The organism is Bradyrhizobium yuanmingense (assembly GCF_025200905.1).
In the GTDB taxonomy this organism is placed as follows: Bacteria; Pseudomonadota; Alphaproteobacteria; order Rhizobiales; family Xanthobacteraceae; genus Bradyrhizobium; species Bradyrhizobium yuanmingense.
This window is the reverse complement of sequence record NZ_CP104173.1, coordinates 202469-216825: the sequence shown is the minus strand read 5'-3', so window position 1 is coordinate 216825 and position 14357 is coordinate 202469. Positions and strand designations below refer to the sequence as shown.

The 14357-nt window shown below is 65.3% G+C and carries 15 protein-coding genes; 8 read left to right on the top strand and 7 right to left on the bottom strand.

What is annotated here, in order from left to right; translation table 11 throughout:
- The first annotated feature begins 131 nt into the window (after positions 1 to 131).
- The 5 genes from N2605_RS01005 (at position 132) to N2605_RS00985 (ending at position 5417) form a co-directional block, all read left to right on the top strand.
- Positions 132 to 1139 (top strand): NADP-dependent oxidoreductase, encoded by a 1008-nt coding sequence (locus tag N2605_RS01005; RefSeq protein ID WP_260345562.1) that lies wholly within the window; start codon positions 132 to 134, stop codon positions 1137 to 1139.
- 150 nt (positions 1140 to 1289) lie between these two features.
- Positions 1290 to 2108: a cysteine rich repeat-containing protein gene (locus N2605_RS01000; protein WP_260345561.1), complete on the top strand. Its 819-nt coding sequence runs from the start codon at positions 1290 to 1292 to the stop codon at positions 2106 to 2108.
- A 128-nt stretch (positions 2109 to 2236) separates the two neighbouring features.
- Positions 2237 to 2452 (top strand): hypothetical protein, encoded by a 216-nt coding sequence (locus tag N2605_RS00995; protein ID WP_109145511.1) that lies wholly within the window; start codon positions 2237 to 2239, stop codon positions 2450 to 2452.
- Between the two features lie 188 nt (positions 2453 to 2640).
- On the top strand, positions 2641 to 3807 hold the full coding sequence (locus N2605_RS00990) for an FAD-dependent monooxygenase (protein ID WP_260345560.1): 1167 nt from the start codon (positions 2641 to 2643) through the stop codon (positions 3805 to 3807).
- Positions 3804 to 5417, top strand: a complete 1614-nt coding sequence (locus tag N2605_RS00985; RefSeq protein ID WP_260345559.1) for a benzoate-CoA ligase family protein — start codon at positions 3804 to 3806, stop codon at positions 5415 to 5417. Before N2605_RS00990 ends, N2605_RS00985 begins: the two co-directional genes overlap by 4 nt.
- A 181-nt stretch (positions 5418 to 5598) precedes the next feature.
- On the opposite strand, the gene N2605_RS00980 is transcribed toward N2605_RS00985, so the two are convergent.
- Positions 5599 to 6111 carry a MarR family winged helix-turn-helix transcriptional regulator gene (locus N2605_RS00980; RefSeq protein ID WP_225141022.1) on the bottom strand — a complete coding sequence of 171 codons (513 nt, stop codon included), beginning with the start codon at positions 6109 to 6111 and terminating at the stop codon, positions 5599 to 5601.
- The gene (gene maiA / locus N2605_RS00975; protein WP_260345558.1) at positions 6101 to 6733 is read right to left on the bottom strand and encodes a maleylacetoacetate isomerase; all 633 of its coding nucleotides are present in this window, start codon (positions 6731 to 6733) and stop codon (positions 6101 to 6103) included. Before maiA ends, N2605_RS00980 begins: the two co-directional genes overlap by 11 nt.
- Before the next feature lie 212 nt (positions 6734 to 6945).
- Between maiA and gtdA the strand changes: the two genes are divergently transcribed.
- Positions 6946 to 7986 (top strand): gentisate 1,2-dioxygenase, encoded by a 1041-nt coding sequence (gene gtdA / locus N2605_RS00970; RefSeq protein ID WP_036042440.1) that lies wholly within the window; start codon positions 6946 to 6948, stop codon positions 7984 to 7986.
- 120 nt (positions 7987 to 8106) lie between these two features.
- Here the strand turns inward: gtdA and N2605_RS00965 are convergent, their stop codons facing one another.
- From N2605_RS00965 to N2605_RS00950, 4 genes are all read right to left on the bottom strand, one after another.
- Complete coding sequence (locus N2605_RS00965; RefSeq protein WP_260345557.1) at positions 8107 to 8928, bottom strand: ABC transporter permease; 822 nt, start codon at positions 8926 to 8928, stop codon at positions 8107 to 8109.
- Positions 8921 to 9694 carry an ABC transporter ATP-binding protein gene (locus tag N2605_RS00960; RefSeq protein ID WP_057027464.1) on the bottom strand — a complete coding sequence of 258 codons (774 nt, stop codon included), beginning with the start codon at positions 9692 to 9694 and terminating at the stop codon, positions 8921 to 8923. The genes N2605_RS00965 and N2605_RS00960 overlap by 8 nt, the downstream gene beginning before the upstream one ends.
- 358 nt (positions 9695 to 10052) lie before the next feature.
- On the bottom strand, positions 10053 to 11057 hold the full coding sequence (locus tag N2605_RS00955; RefSeq protein ID WP_225148513.1) for an ABC transporter substrate-binding protein: 1005 nt from the start codon (positions 11055 to 11057) through the stop codon (positions 10053 to 10055).
- A 31-nt stretch (positions 11058 to 11088) separates the two neighbouring features.
- On the bottom strand, positions 11089 to 12456 hold the full coding sequence (locus N2605_RS00950) for an FAD-dependent oxidoreductase (RefSeq protein ID WP_225148512.1): 1368 nt from the start codon (positions 12454 to 12456) through the stop codon (positions 11089 to 11091).
- Positions 12457 to 12653: 197 nt separating this feature from the next.
- On the opposite strand from N2605_RS00950, the gene N2605_RS00945 reads away from it, so the two are divergent.
- Positions 12654 to 12839, top strand: a complete 186-nt coding sequence (locus N2605_RS00945; protein ID WP_260345556.1) for a hypothetical protein — start codon at positions 12654 to 12656, stop codon at positions 12837 to 12839.
- A 43-nt stretch (positions 12840 to 12882) separates the two neighbouring features.
- Positions 12883 to 13446: an NADAR family protein gene (locus tag N2605_RS00940; RefSeq protein ID WP_036026370.1), complete on the top strand. Its 564-nt coding sequence runs from the start codon at positions 12883 to 12885 to the stop codon at positions 13444 to 13446.
- Here the strand turns inward: N2605_RS00940 and N2605_RS00935 are convergent.
- Positions 13443 to 14243, bottom strand: coding sequence for an enoyl-CoA hydratase-related protein (locus N2605_RS00935; RefSeq protein ID WP_225113681.1), 801 nt, complete (start codon positions 14241 to 14243; stop codon positions 13443 to 13445). The genes N2605_RS00940 and N2605_RS00935 overlap by 4 nt on opposite strands.
- Between the last annotated feature and the right edge of the window lie 114 nt (positions 14244 to 14357).

Genomic DNA, 14357 nt, shown 5'->3' with positions numbered 1-14357 from the left:
TTCAGGATGTTCCCGTTGTGAAATGGAAAGCGGCGATCTAGCCTTCATGCAGCGCACGACGCATGCGGCTTGCACGCTTTCCTTGCGGCGGCTGCATCAATGATCGTCAAGCAAATGAAGAGGGAAACGCCATGAGCGGCAACATCAATCGCCAGATCCTGCTGGTGGAAAAGCCTAGCGGCAAGCTCGGTCCCGAACATTTCAGGATGGTCGAGGGCGCGATGCCGGAGCCGAAGGACGGCGAGGCCTTGCTGCGCGTACGCTACATCTCGCTCGACGCGGCCAACCGCGCCTGGATGCACGGCGCGACCTATCGTTCCGCCGTCGTAGCCAACAGCGTCATGGCCGGCGGCGCCATCGCCGAGGTCGTCAACTCGAAGGCAGCGGGGCTTGCGCCCGGCGATATCGTATTCGGCGACACCGGCTGGCAGGAATTTGCCGCCGTGCCGGCGAAGCATCTGACCAAGATGCCGAAGCTCGAGCCGATGACGCACCTGCTCAGCGTGTTCGGCATCGCGGGCCTCACCGCTTATTTCGGCCTGCTTGAGATCGGCAAGCCCAGGGAGGGCGAGACGGTCGTGGTCTCCGCAGCCGCAGGCTCGGTCGGCTCGATCGTCGGACAGATCGCCAAGATCAGGGGATGCCGCGTCGTCGGCATCGCCGGCGGCGCCGACAAGTGCAACTGGCTGACCTCCGAGCTCGGCTTCGATGCCGCCGTGGACTACAAGGATGGCACGGTGTTCAAGGCGCTGCGCGCAGCGGCGCCTGATGGCATCGACGTCTATTTCGACAATGTCGGCGGCGACATCCTCGAAGCCTGCCTGCCGCAGATGAACAATTACGGCCGCATCGCCTGTTGTGGCGCGATCTCGCAATATGACGGCGCGCCTGCCGCACATGGCCCGCGCGGCGTGCCCGGCCTGGTCGTGGTGAAGCGGCTGACCATGCAGGGCTTCATCGTGATGGACTACATGAAGGACAGCGAGCGCGCGCTCGCCGATCTCCAGGCTTGGGTGAAATCCGGCAAGCTCAAGGTGCAGGAGGACATTCTCGATGGACTTGAGAACACGCCGAAAGCGCTGATTGGATTGCTTGCAGGCGAGAACCGCGGCAAGCGCATGGTAAGACTGACGACGTAGTCGCGCGCCCCAATTGCGCCGCCATAATTGACTTGCGGTAGAGGCCGAAGCGGCCAAAGATGCCGCTCGCGAGCTGACCCTCGCGACGGTTGCGCTTGTATATCTTTTTCAGAATGGTCGGCATTCCCGATCGGGCAGGAATTCATTCAAATGTTCAAAACGTTGAAGCATGCATCGACGCGCACGGCGTTGCTGGCGACGGCACTCTTCGCAACCGCAACAGGAGCGTTCGCGCAGACCGAGGCCCAGAAAAGCGCGATCCGGTCCGCATGCCGCTCGGACTTCATGGCGCATTGCTCGAGCGTGACGCCTGGCGGAGTGGAGGCGTATCAATGCCTCGCCAAGAACATGTCGAGCCTGTCGTCGGGCTGCCAGGCTGCGGTTCGCGCGGTCGAACCGGCCGCCGCGCCGAAGACCGAAGCAGCGCCCGCCAAATCTGAACCGGCCAAATCTGAACCGGCCAGAACGGAAGCGGCGCCGGCTGCCGCGCCAGCTTCCAAGCCGGGAGCGGCGGCGGCGCCGAAGGCAGCAGCAGCAAAGCAGCCGAGCCCCGCGCAGGTTTCCGCGATCAAGAGCGCCTGCCGCGGCGATTATCCCAAGGTCTGCGCCAGCGTGCCGCCCGGCGGCGCGCCCGCGCTCGAATGCCTGGAGAAGAACAAGGCGAAGGTGTCGGCCGGTTGCGCCAAGGCGGTGAATGCGGCTTTCGGTGGCGGAGCGGCCGCGCCTGCTTCCGCTGCTGCACCGGCCGCAGAGGCGGCGCCTGCCGCGGCTCCGGCCGCCATCGTGCTGCGGCCATTGCTGCCGCGCGAAGAGCTGTTCATCGTGCGGTCGGCTTGCGGCGCCGACATCCGCACCCTCTGCGCCGGCGTGGCGCCCGGCGGCGGCCGGATCATCCAATGCATTTCCAACCGGGCGGCATCGCTCTCGCCGGCCTGCAAGGAGGTGCTCGCGCCTTTCGCGGCGCGATGAGACCGAGCGGGCTTAATTCGTCCGCGGCATGAATTGCCTGACGCGAAGGTTTGCGCGTGCTGAGGCGTAAACTAACCGATCCTTGTTTGAAAGGCCGCTACGACCACGACAAGCCCCGGGAGGACAACATGCGTTCATTGCTGCTCGTTGCTTCTGCGCTTCTGGCCTTCGCCGCCACCATGACCTTCGATGCCACCGACGCCAATGCGGTGGTGTGCGCACGCGGCGTCGTTCGCGCCGGCTGCGCCGGCCCGAACGCGGCCGTGGTCGTCCGCAAGCCGGTGCCGGCGGTCCGCTGCACCCGGGTTCTGGTGAACGGGGTCTATGTGAAGCGCTGCGTCTGACCCCCCGGTGGCCAATCCGCCCCGGTTTGGCTATGATTCGCACCTGACGGTTTCGGACTCGCAAAACGCGTGTCCGGACACGTGCTTTGGCGTGCCGCGCGCTGGCAATAATTCCGCTGGCGCAGGACACCGGAGCACATTAGTCTACCCCTAGATAGTAAGTATACTGTCAATTAGGGAGGCAGACGTTGCGGATCGCCGTGATTGGCGGGGGGCCCGGTGGGCTCTACTTCGCCTATCTCTGGAAGAAGCGTCACCCCGAGGATCAGGTCGACCTGTTCGAACAGAACCCGGCCGACGCGACCTGGGGCTTTGGCGTCGTGTTCTCCGACCAGGCGCTGGAATTCCTGCGCACGGACGACCCCGATACGGTCGATGCGATCGCCCCGCACATGGAGAGCTGGGAGAACATCACGCTGCACCTGCATGGCGACAGCGTCGCCATCGACGGCGTCGGCTTCTCATCGATCGGGCGACTGGACCTGCTCAGATTCCTGCAGCAGCGCGCGCTCGATGTCGGCGTGACCCCGCGCTTCGACACGCAAGTCCAGGCGATCGACCAGCTCAACGGCCACGATCTGATCGTCGCCGCCGACGGGCTGAACTCGCTGGTGCGCCGCGCCTATGAGGGCGATTTCGGCACCTCGCTGTCCTACTCATCCAACAAGTTCGTCTGGTACGGCACCTCGAAACGCTTCGACACGCTGTCGCAGACTTTCGTGAAGACCGAACGCGGCGCCTTCAACGCCCATCACTACCGCTATTCGCCGACCATGAGCACCTTCCTGGTCGAATGCGATTACGCCACCTGGCAGGCCTATGGGTTCGCCTACAAGGACGTCGAGCAGTCCAAGGGCGTCTGCGAGGAGGTGTTCGCCGACACGCTCGGCGGCCATTGCCTCGTCTCCAACAAATCGGTCTGGCGCAATTTTCCCTGGATCTGGAACGAGCACTGGTCGTTCAAGAACATGGTGCTGCTCGGCGACGCCCTGCATTCGGCACATTTCTCGATCGGCTCGGGCACGCGGCTCGCGATCGAGGACGCCATCGCCCTCGTCAAGGCGCTGGAGTCGGATGCGCATCTTGCGACTGCGCTGCATCGCTACCAAGCCGCGCGAAAACCCATCGTGCAGAAGCTGGTCAATGCGGCGCGCACCAGTGCGTTCTGGTACGAACATTTCGCCGAGCACATGAAGCTTCCGCTGATGGACTTCGCCTACAGCTACATCACCCGCTCCGGCCGCATCGACGATTCCCGGCTGCGTGCGATGTCGCCGGCCTTCATGGCCCGCTACGAGGCCGCCAAGAACGGCAAAGACAATGGCGGAGATGCAAGCGACGAGGCCACGGCATGAGCAACGACATTCGCGATCAAGTGCCCGCCGACAGCGCAGGGGCACGCGAGATCGGCTTCGCCGTTCCGGACATCTACAACGCGAGCCGCGTGCTGTTCGACAATCTCGGAAAGGGCCGCGGCGACAAGCGGGCGCTCATTGGTCCTGCGGGCTCGCGCACCTATGCCGAGCTCTGCGCGGAGGCCTGCCGCTGGGGCAATGGTTTCGCCTCGCTCGGCCTTGCGCGCGGCGATCGCGTGCTGTTGTTTCTCGACGACACGCCGGCCTACCCCGCCGCCTTCTTCGGCGCGGTGCGCGCCGGCTTCGTGCCGCTGCTGATCAACACGTTGACGCCGCCGGACCTGTTGCAATTCTATCTCGCCGATTCCGGAGCGACCGTCGCGGTGGCGGATGCAGAATTCGCGGCCCGCTTCAATGCCGAGGCTTGCAAGGGGACGAAGCTGCATACGCTGATCGTCGCCAACGGCGCGGCCGGCGAGCACGCGGCGCCGCGGGCGCTCGCGGCGGCGAGCTGGCTCGCGCAATTTTCTGCTGAGCTGGCGGAAGCGCCGACGCAACGCGACCACATGGCGTTCTGGATGTACTCCTCCGGCTCGACCGGACAGCCCAAGGGCATCGTGCACCTGCAGCACGACATGGCCTATAGCGAAGCCGCCTTTGCGCGGAACGTGCTGAAGCTGACGCCTGACGACATCTGCTTCTCGGTGCCGAAAATCTTCTTCGCCTACGGCTTCGGCAATTCCGTCACCTTCCCGTTCTCGGCCGGCGCCGCAACGCTGCTGCTGCCGGGCCAGCCGAAGCCGGCCGCGATCTTCGCGGCGATCGAGCAGTACAAGCCGACAATCTTCTTCGGCCTTCCGACGCTGTACACCGCGCTGACCAAAGCGGAAGGCGCGGACAAGACGGATTTCTCATCGCTGCGGATGGCGCTCTCCGCGGCCGAGGTGCTCTCGGCCGAGGTCTTCAACGGCTGGAAGACGCTCACGGGGCTCGAAATCATCGAAGGCCTCGGCTCGACCGAGGTGCTGCACATCTATCTCTCCAACCGGCCCGAGCAGAAGAAGCTGGGCGCTGCGGGCCTGCGCGTCCCCGGCTACGAGGTCGCGCTGCGCGACAAGGACGGCCGCGACGTCGGCGACAACGAGGAAGGGATTCTGTGGGTGCGCGGCGATTCCAACACGCCGCTGTACTGGAACCGGCCGGACAAGTCCGCCGAGACGATCCGCGAGGGCGGCTGGATCTACACCGGTGATCGCTTCGTCCGGGATGCCGACGGCTTCCACTTCTTCCGCGGCCGCGCCGACGATCTCATCAAGATCTCCGGCCAGTGGGTCTATCCGCTCGAGGTCGAGCTGTGCCTCGCCGATCACCCCGACATCCGCGAATGCGCGGTGTTCGCCGCCGAGCTGCCGGACCGTCGCATGACGCTGAAGGCGGTGGTGGTGATGAACAGCCGAGCGGTCGACCAGAGTGAGGCGACGCGCAGGCTGCAGGACTATGTCAAGGCCAGGCTGCTGCCCTACAAATATCCGCGCGAGGTGATCTTCATCGACGAGCTGCCGAAGACCGGCACGGGGAAGATCGATCGGCAGGCGTTGCTGCGGATGTGAGGCGAGGACAGTCAGGAGCGCACTCGCGCCCTACCCAACCGCTGTCATCGCCCGCGAAGGCGGGCGATCCAGTATTCCAGAGACGGCGCGGCTAGAAATCGAGGGGCCGCGGCGTACTGGATTCCCCGCCTTTGCGGGGAATGACAGCGGAGTTTGAGGCGACAGCATCGCCTCATCCCCCTCACCCCGCTTTTCCAAGATGCTCCAGCGCGTCCTCCGCGCGCAGCGGCACGCGGGAGGCTTCGTTGTTGAGATCGACCAGCTGCGCCAGCAGGCCCATCAGCGCCTTGCGGTCGGCGGGCTTGAGCGGCTCCAGCATCCGGGCCTGGGCGCGCTCGACGGCGGGGATGATCTCGCGCAGGATCGCGGCGCCGGACTTCGTCAAGTACAGGAGCTTGATCCGCTTGTCTTCCGGCGCCGGCTTGCGCTCGATATAGGCCTTGGCCTGGAGACGTTCGATCACACTGCCGAGCGTGGAGCGGTCGAAAGCGATCACCGCCGACAGCCGCGTCGCGTCGATGCCGGGATGGGTGTGGATCGCGACCAGCGCGGCATATTGCACCGGCGTGAGGTCGAACGCCTTGCACTCCTCCATGAAGATCGAGACGGCGATCTGCTGCATGCGCCGGAACAGATAACCCGGCGCGGCATAGACCGCGTCCATCGTGATCGGAGCAAGCGGCTTACTCGGCATCGGGCTGCTTCTCCGGCGCCGCATCGGCAAACGCCGGCAGCGCCTTGGCGGCGGCCTCGGCCTGGAGCAGGCGCGGATAGGCGGAGACGTCGACGCCGAAGCGGCGCGCATTGCCGAGCTGCGGCACGAGGCAGAGATCGGCCACCGTCGGCGCATTGCCGAAGCAGAATGGGCCCTTCTCGTCCTTGATCAGCGTCTCGCAGGCCGACAGGCCCTCGCGGTTGACCCAGGCGGCCCAATCCTGGACCTTCTCCTCGGGCAGGCCGAGCTCACGCAGCCGCGCCAGCACTTTCAGGTTCTGCACCGGATGGGTGTCGCAGGCGATCGCCAGCGCAAACGCTCGCACCTTGGCGCGGCGCAGCGGATCCTTCGGCAGCAGCGGCGGATTGGGATGGGTCTCGTCGAGCCATTCGATGATGGCCACCGATTGCGTCAGCACTCCGCCCGCATCGTCCTCCAGCGCCGGCACCAGGCCCTGCGGGTTGATGGCGAGATAGCTGGGGGCGCATTGCTCGCCCTTGCGCAGATGATGCGGCAGATGCTCGGCGCCGAGCCCCTTGAGGTTCAGCGCGATCCGCACGCGGTAGGCGGCGCTGGAGCGGAAATAGCCGTGCAGCTTCATTGAGACCTCCCTGCTTTGTCATTCCGGGGCGACGCGCCAGCGTCGAGCCCGGAATCCATACTCCCGATCGTGGTTATGGATTCCGGGCTCGCCGGGCCACGCGTTGCGCGGCCCTTCGCCCCGGAATGACAACCTTGTATGTCATTCGTCACGTTGACGCTACCTAGATCCTCAGTATACTGTCAATCAACAAACGATCGGGAGCAGCAACCATGGAAGCCGTGACCAAGACGCCGGAACGCGAGGCGTTCTACCGGAAGATCGACGGCGAGAATCTCACCGCGCTGTGGACGGTGATGAGCGACCTGATCACGCCGGAGCCGAAGAGCGCCTGCCGGCCACACCTCTGGAAGTTCGACGTCATCCGAGACTACATGACGGAGGCCGGCAAGCTGATCACCGCCAAGGAAGCCGAGCGGCGCGTGCTGGTGCTGGAGAACCCGGGGCTGCGCGGGCAATCCAAGATCACGACCTCGCTCTATGCCGGCGTGCAGATGGTGGTGCCCGGCGACGTCGCGCCTGCGCACCGGCACAGCCAGTCGGCGCTGCGCTTCGTGCTCGAAGGCAAAGGCGCCCACACCGCGGTGGACGGCGAGCGCACCGCGATGGAGCCCGGGGACTTCATCATCACGCCGTCGATGACCTGGCACGATCATTCCAACGAGACCGATCAGCCGATGTTCTGGCTCGACGGCCTCGACATTCCACTGGTGCAATTCTTCGACTGCTCCTTTGCCGAAGGCGCGAAGGAAGACCAGCAGAAGATCACCAAGCCCGCGGGCGACAGCTTTGCCCGCTATGGCCACAACCTCCTGCCCGTTGATGTGAAGCGGAGCTCGAAGACTTCGCCGATCTTCAGCTATCCCTATGCCTACACCCGCGAGGCGCTGGAGAAGGCCAGGACGAGCCAGGAATGGGACGCCTGCCACGGCCTCAAGCTGAAGTTCAGCAACCCCGAGACCGGCGATTTCGCGATGCCGACGATTGGCACCTTCATCCAGCTGCTGCCGAAGGGTTTCAACACCGCGCGCTATCGTTCGACCGATGCGACGGTGTTCTGCCCGATCGAGGGTAAGGGTCGGAGCCGCGTCGGCGATACAATGTTCGAATGGGGCCCGCGCGACCTGTTCGTGGTGCCGAGCTGGCATTGGGTGACGCACGAGGCGGATGAGGACGCCGTGCTGTTCAGCTTCTCGGATCGGCCGGTGCAGCAGAAGCTGGATCTGTTCAGGGAAGACCGCGGGAACGCGTGACGGTCGCCGGTCTCGTAGGGTGGGCAAAGGCGCCCTTGCGCCGTGCCCACGTCTTCGCGCCTCATGAAGGAATGGTGGGCACGCTTCGCTTTGCCCACCCTACGGCGCCGGTGATCGTATCTAGCGCCAGTGCAACAGCCGCATCTCCAGCCAGCCAATCACCTTCCCGACCGCCAGCCCAAACACCGACAGGATCACGACGCCCGCGAGCAGCTGATCGGTCTGCATCAGGTTGCCGGCCTGCAGCACGAAGGCGCCGATGCCGTATTGGGCGCCGATCATCTCGGCGCTGACGACCAGCAGCAGCGCGACGGAGGCGGTGATGCGGAAGCCGGCAAGGATCGCCGGCAGCGCGCCCGGCCAGATCACCTTGCGCACGATGGTGGCGAACGGAACGTTGAAGCTCTGCGCCATGCGGATCAGGTTGCGCGGCACGGCATCGACGCCGCTATAGACCGAGATCGCGGTCGAGAAGAATACCCCGAGCGCAATGGTCGCGATCTTCGGCTCTTCGCCGATGCCGAGCCAGAGAATGAGCAGCGGCAGCAACGCGATCTTCGGAATCGGAAACAGCGCCGAGATGAAGGTGATGCCGACGCTGCGCGCAAGGCGCGACAGGCCGATGGCGAAGCCGACGGCGATGCCAGCCGCCGTTCCCAACAGCCAGCCGACGCCGATCCGCAGCAGCGAGGCCGAAACATGCTGCCAGAGTGCGCCGGAAACGGCGAGCTGATAGATCGCGCGAACAATTGCGGAAGGAGTCGGCAGAAACAGCGCATTGACGAGGCCGGCGCTGCCGGCGGCCTGCCAGATCGCGATCACCAAAGCGAGCGCGATCCAGCCGCCGTACCGGCTCGAGGCAGGCACGAAACCGGCGCCGCGGAAGCGGACGGGCCGCGTAGCTTCGTTCTTGGCCGTGTCCGTTGCCGCGCGGTCAAGCATGCTGGACCTCGCGCTCGGCATCGATCGCCTCGTTGCGGATCAGCGACCAGATCTGGTTCTGCAGCACCAGGAGCTTTTCGCGCGCCGCCGCTTCGCCGCGCGTCGCCCGCGCCATCGGCACGGTGACGACCTCGCGGGTGCGGCCAGGACGGCGCGACAGCACCACGATGCGGTCGGCGAGCCGCGCGGCCTCTTCGAGATTGTGGGTGACGTAGACCGCGCCCATGCCGCCATCGGCAAGCAGGCGGATGAAATCCTCCAGCAGCAGCTCGCGAGTCTGCGAATCCAGCGCCGACAGCGGCTCGTCCATCAAGAGGATCGCGGGCCTCACCGCAAGCGCGCGCGAGATGCCGACGCGCTGGCGCATGCCGCCGGAGAGCTGCTTTGGATAGGTCTGGCGAAAATCGGTGAGGCCGGTGCGGCGCAGCGCATCCTCGACCAGCGCGCGGCGCTGCGCGGCCGAGAGCTGGGTGTGCAGCAGCGGGAATTCGACGTTTTCCTCCACCGTCGCCCAGGGCAGCAGCGCGAAGTCCTGGAACACGAAGGTCAGCGGATTGAGACTGTCCGCCGGCGGCGCGCCGCGCAGCTCGGGCGCGCCGGAGGTCGGCTGCAGCAACCCGCCGAGGATCGACAGCAGCGTGCTTTTGCCGCAGCCGGAGGGCCCGACGATCGCTACCACCTCGCCGGCCCCGACGGTGAACGAGACGTCGTCGAGCACAGCGAGATCGCCGAAGCGATGGGAGATGTGGCTGGCGATCAGGTCCATGAGGCGCACCGTTTCTGCTCGGGCTGGTGTGCGCGCTCTTCACCCTTCTCTGGAGGGGGAGGGCATAGGCCGCCTATGGCGGCCGTCCCTGAGAACGCCGAAGCCAAGCTTCGGCTATGTCGTATTGAGCGAAGCGAAATGCGAACCGGGGTGGGGTGACAGTCTATCGGCGCGGATGCTGGCAATTCCTGCCCCCGAACTTCCCGCGAATGGTCGGAGCAAGCGACAGATAGACCACCGCCGTGGCTCACCCCGCCCCGCTCGCTCCGGACGATGCTGCGCATCGCCGGTGCGATCGACCCTCCCCCTCCAGGGGAGGGTGGCAGATCGCCTGCCGCGGGAGTTTGCACAATCAGCATCAATCCACCTTCACGAATTCCTTCGCGATGATCGCTTCCGCATCAAAGCCCTTATCGACGAAGCCCTGCTCCTGCAGCCATTTGATCTGGTTGTCGACGTTCTTCACGTCGAGCTTGCCGTCGGGATCGATATAGGCGCAGTTGCCGACCACCTGCTCGACCGGCAGGTTGGTGTACTTTGCGATGATCTCCAGCAGCGGCCTGGTCTTGTCGTTGATCGGGGCGACACCGTCCTTCATCGCGGCAAGGATGACGTCGTGATATTCGCGGTCGGCTTTCGCGAGCACGCCGAGGAATTTCGTCACCAGCGCCTTGTTGGCCAACGTCTTCGGCGCGGCGAATACCGCGCCCAGCTGCCACGGCGTCTCGTCACCGACCCAGCCTAGGAATTTCGCGCCGCCCTCGTCCATCAGCTTTCGCGCGGTCGAGATCGGCAGCAAGGCGGCATCCACGGTCTCGCCCTTGAGCGCGGCGGCGGCATTCGACAGCGATTGCAGCGGCACGATCTTCACGTCCGCGAGCTTGAAGCCGTATTTGTCGGCGAGCAGGCCGAGCGAATAATGGAAGCTCGATCCGACCTGCGTCATCGCCACACGCTTGCCCGCAAGGTCCTTCGGCGTCTTCAGGCCGCTCGCATAGGCATTGTTGCTGGCGAAATAGCCGATCAGGGGATAGCCCGGCTTCTCGCGGCTCATGCCGCCGATCACCTTCAGCGTGCCCTTGCCTCCGAGATTGTAGAGCCCGGCGGTGAAGGCGGTGACGCCGAAATCGACGTCGCCCGAGGTGGTGGCGACCGCAATCGGCTGCGCCGCGTCGAAGAACTTCAGCTCGACCTCCAAGCCGGCCTCACGGAAATAACCCTTGTCCTGCGCGATGAAGACCGGCGCCGACGAAGACAGGCGGAGCACGCCGATCCTGGCTTTCAGCGGATCCTCGGCCCGTGCCGTGCCCATAGCCATGATCGCCATCAGGCCCCCTACCGCGAGCCGCGCAATCCCGATCATCCCGTTTCCTCCGCTTTGTCTTGCAGTGCGTTTACAGGCCTTCGGGCACCGCCTGGTCCCGTCCGATGAAGGCGCCCTGTTGTTTCAACGTTTCCTGCAACTTTTCAATGGGGATTTCGCGTGGAATCCGGTTTCCGGACAGCGCCAGAGCGGCGGCGGAACCGGCGGCCTCACCCATCGCGAAGCAGGCACCGGAGACCCGGGCGGCCGACTGGCCCTCGTGGGTCATCGAGGCGCAGCGGCCGGCGACCAGGAGATTGTCGACGCCCTCAGGGACCAGCATCCGGTAAGGCAGCTCATTATAGCCGCGCGATTCCGGGATCGGCGGGAAGGTGAAGACGACGTCGCCGGGCACATGGGCCTCGATCGGCCAGCCGTTGACGCCGATGGAATCCGCGAACGAGGCGCAGCCGAGCACGTCCTCGCCGCTGAGCTGGTAGCCACCCTTGATGCGGCGGGTCTCGCGGATGCCGAGCTGTGGCGGCAGGTCGACGATGTAGGACTTCTCAAATCCGGGCACCGTGCTGCGCAGGAATTCGTACGCGGCGAGCGCCTGCTTGCGGCCTTCGATCTCGCCGCGGGTGAGATCGTCGGGCTCGATGCCGTTGATGGCATGACCGTCCTCGCGCGCCACCTGCGTAAAGTTCACCCGCCATTCGATGCCGGATTTCTGTGGCCGCACGATCGCGCTTCTGCGCGGAAACCTGTGCGTGCCGGCCGCTACGGCCTTTTCCATCAATTGCGGAATGGTGCGCCAGGCCTCGCCGGCCTTTGCGGGATCGATGCCGTTGAGACGGAGCATCATCGAGGGGTAGAGCGGATGGCCATGCTCGTCGCCGATCTCGAACGGCGCGCCGGCCCACACGGCGAGATCGCCGTCGCCGGAGCAGTCGATGAAGATCTCCGCGCGCACCGCCTGCCGGCCGGCCTTGGTCTCGATCAGCATCGCGTCGATGCGGCGCTCATCGGCCATCACGACGCTGGCGCCGAGGGCGTGGAAGAGCATATTCACCTTATGGCTGGCGAGCAGCTGGTCGGCCGCGATCTTGTAGGCGGCGGTGTCATAGGCCTGGGCAAAAACCTTGCCGAGGATCAGATGCGGCGCGTTGAGGCCGTTCAAGCGATCGATCCGCGCCAGCAGCTCCGAGGCCAGCCCCTGCACCAGCCGCCGGTGCTCGCCATGGACATTGCCGTGCAGGCCGCAGAAATTGGTGACGCCGGCCGCGGTGCCCATGCCGCCGAGAAAGCCGTAGCGCTCGATCAGCAGCGTCTTCCGGCCCGCGCGCGCCGCTGCGGCCGCCGACACGATGCCGGCCGGCCCGCCGCCGAGCACGACGACTTCATATTCGCCATAGAGCGGCACTTTGCGCGCCGGTTCGTCGATCGTCGTGGCCCGCATGGCGCGTTCCTTCCGGAATCTGGTTCGAACTGGATCACGGCTTAGCCGGCGGTCCTCATGCCCGCAAGATCGCGGTTGCTCGCCACCGGTGAACCTGAGACAAGGACGGCCATGAATTCGATCATCATCAGGTCCTGCTTCGCCGCTTCTATCGCCCTCGCGCTCTCGGCCGTTCCAGCCTCGGCCGTGGAGCAAAATTGCCGTTTCATCCCCGGGCGCCCGATCGCGAAGCCTGCTACAAACGCCAGGAGGAAGAACTTGCGGCCAAGCGCAAGCCGGCCGCGCCGGCGGCTGAGAGCACGACGCTCGAAACGCTGCGCCAATTGCGACAGGATGACGACGCGGTCTATCGCAGCATCAACAACATCTGCCGCGGCTGCTGACCACGATGGCAGGATCCAAGGACGGACAAGAGGAAGCATAGGGATGCAGATCGATGGAGTTGATGCTCTAAGGAACGCAATCAGTTCTGGATGGGCTCCCGAGTTCGTCTTCTTCTGGGGACACACTCCGAAGGATCACAGGATCGGCAAGCACGTGCTCAGCCAGTGGTGGCCGGCGACCTTCGTCATTGATGGCCAAACCTATAGTACAGCCGAGCACTATATGATGGCCCAGAAGGCTGAACTATTTGGGGATCAGGACACGCTCGCCGCCATCCTTTCTGCGCCCGGTCCTTCGGAAGCGAAGAAGCTCGGTCGGCGAGTCAAGGGCTTCGACGAGGAGCGCTGGATAGTCCATCGCTTCGACGTCGCGGTACGCGGCAATTTGGCGAAGTTTGGCCAGAACCCGGAGCTCGGAGACTGGCTGCTCGCGACCCGTGATGCTGTGCTTGTAGAAGCCAGCCCCGTTGATAGCGTCTGGGGGATCGGTGTTGCCGCAGACGACAAGCGAGCCAGTGACCCGCATAACTGGCCGGGCCTCAACCTGCTGGGTTTTGCGCTGATGAAAGCCCGCCATTCACTGAAATCAGGATCGTCGGCGCCCTAGCTGCCACTACCCCAGTTCGCCGCCCGCTTCTCGGCGAAGGAGGCCAGTCCCTCCGCCGCCTCGGCGCTCTGGCGCTTGAGCGAGTGCAATCGCACGAGCCGGGTGTAAGCGGCATCGTTCACGGCCATGCCGCCGAACGAGCTCTCCAGCGCAAGCCGCTTGGTCTCGGCCATCGCCTCCGGTCCGTTGGCGAGCAGCTGCTCGACCACCTTGGCGCCTGCGGCCTCGAGATCGGCGAGCGGCACCACCTCGTGGACGAGGCCGATGCGGCGGGCGTCCTCGGCGCCGAAGCGCTCGCCGGTCAGCGCGTAACGGCGGACTTGCCGTACACTAATGGCATCGCAGAGCTGCGGGATGATGATCGCCGCGGTCAGGCCCCAGCGCACCTCGGTGATCGAGAACAGGGCGTTGTCCGCTGCAATCACGACATCGCAGGCCGCGATGACGCCGGTGCCGCCCCCGAAGCAGCCGCCCTGCACCAGCGCGACGGTCGGAAGCGGCAAAGTGTTGAGCCGCTGCACGGCCTCGAACGTCGCCCGCGAGGCTGCCTCGTTCGCCTCGCGCGATTGCGGCCGCACGCTGTTGATCCATTTGAGATCGGCGCCGGCCTGGAAGTGCTTGCCGTTGCCCCGGAGCACGACGACGCGCAAATTGGGCTTGCTGCCGAGGTCGTCCATGGCCGCGAGCACGCCTGAGATCAGCGCGCCGTCATAGGCATTGTTGACTTCCGGCCGATTCAACGTGACGGTCGCAACCCCGCGTTCATCGAGGCTCCACAGGACGGGGCTGGCAGTCATCGGCGGTCCTCCGGTTGTTTGCCGCGCACTATGGCTGAGCGCGCCTGCCCTGATCCATATCTTTCCGGCGTAGGGCGGCCGCGTCCATCGCATGGCGGCTTGTGTCATGCTGGC

What these genes read in the sequence shown, in the direction of transcription:
- N2605_RS00940 (WP_036026370.1), top strand. Translation starts at nt 12,883, where the DNA reads ATGCAGATCGATGGAGTTGATGCTCTAAGGAACGCAATCAGTTCTGGA.
- N2605_RS00950 (WP_225148512.1), bottom strand. Translation starts at nt 12,456, where the DNA reads ATGCGGGCCACGACGATCGACGAACCGGCGCGCAAAGTGCCGCTCTAT.
- N2605_RS01000 (WP_260345561.1), top strand. Translation starts at nt 1,290, where the DNA reads ATGTTCAAAACGTTGAAGCATGCATCGACGCGCACGGCGTTGCTGGCG.
- N2605_RS00985 (WP_260345559.1), top strand. Translation starts at nt 3,804, where the DNA reads ATGAGCAACGACATTCGCGATCAAGTGCCCGCCGACAGCGCAGGGGCA.
- N2605_RS00955 (WP_225148513.1), bottom strand. Translation starts at nt 11,057, where the DNA reads ATGATCGGGATTGCGCGGCTCGCGGTAGGGGGCCTGATGGCGATCATG.
- N2605_RS00960 (WP_057027464.1), bottom strand. Translation starts at nt 9,694, where the DNA reads ATGGACCTGATCGCCAGCCACATCTCCCATCGCTTCGGCGATCTCGCT.
- N2605_RS00965 (WP_260345557.1), bottom strand. Translation starts at nt 8,928, where the DNA reads ATGCTTGACCGCGCGGCAACGGACACGGCCAAGAACGAAGCTACGCGG.
- maiA (WP_260345558.1), bottom strand. Translation starts at nt 6,733, where the DNA reads ATGAAGCTGCACGGCTATTTCCGCTCCAGCGCCGCCTACCGCGTGCGG.
- N2605_RS00980 (WP_225141022.1), bottom strand. Translation starts at nt 6,111, where the DNA reads ATGCCGAGTAAGCCGCTTGCTCCGATCACGATGGACGCGGTCTATGCC.
- N2605_RS00935 (WP_225113681.1), bottom strand. Translation starts at nt 14,243, where the DNA reads ATGACTGCCAGCCCCGTCCTGTGGAGCCTCGATGAACGCGGGGTTGCG.
- gtdA (WP_036042440.1), top strand. Translation starts at nt 6,946, where the DNA reads ATGGAAGCCGTGACCAAGACGCCGGAACGCGAGGCGTTCTACCGGAAG.
- N2605_RS01005 (WP_260345562.1), top strand. Translation starts at nt 132, where the DNA reads ATGAGCGGCAACATCAATCGCCAGATCCTGCTGGTGGAAAAGCCTAGC.
- N2605_RS00995 (WP_109145511.1), top strand. Translation starts at nt 2,237, where the DNA reads ATGCGTTCATTGCTGCTCGTTGCTTCTGCGCTTCTGGCCTTCGCCGCC.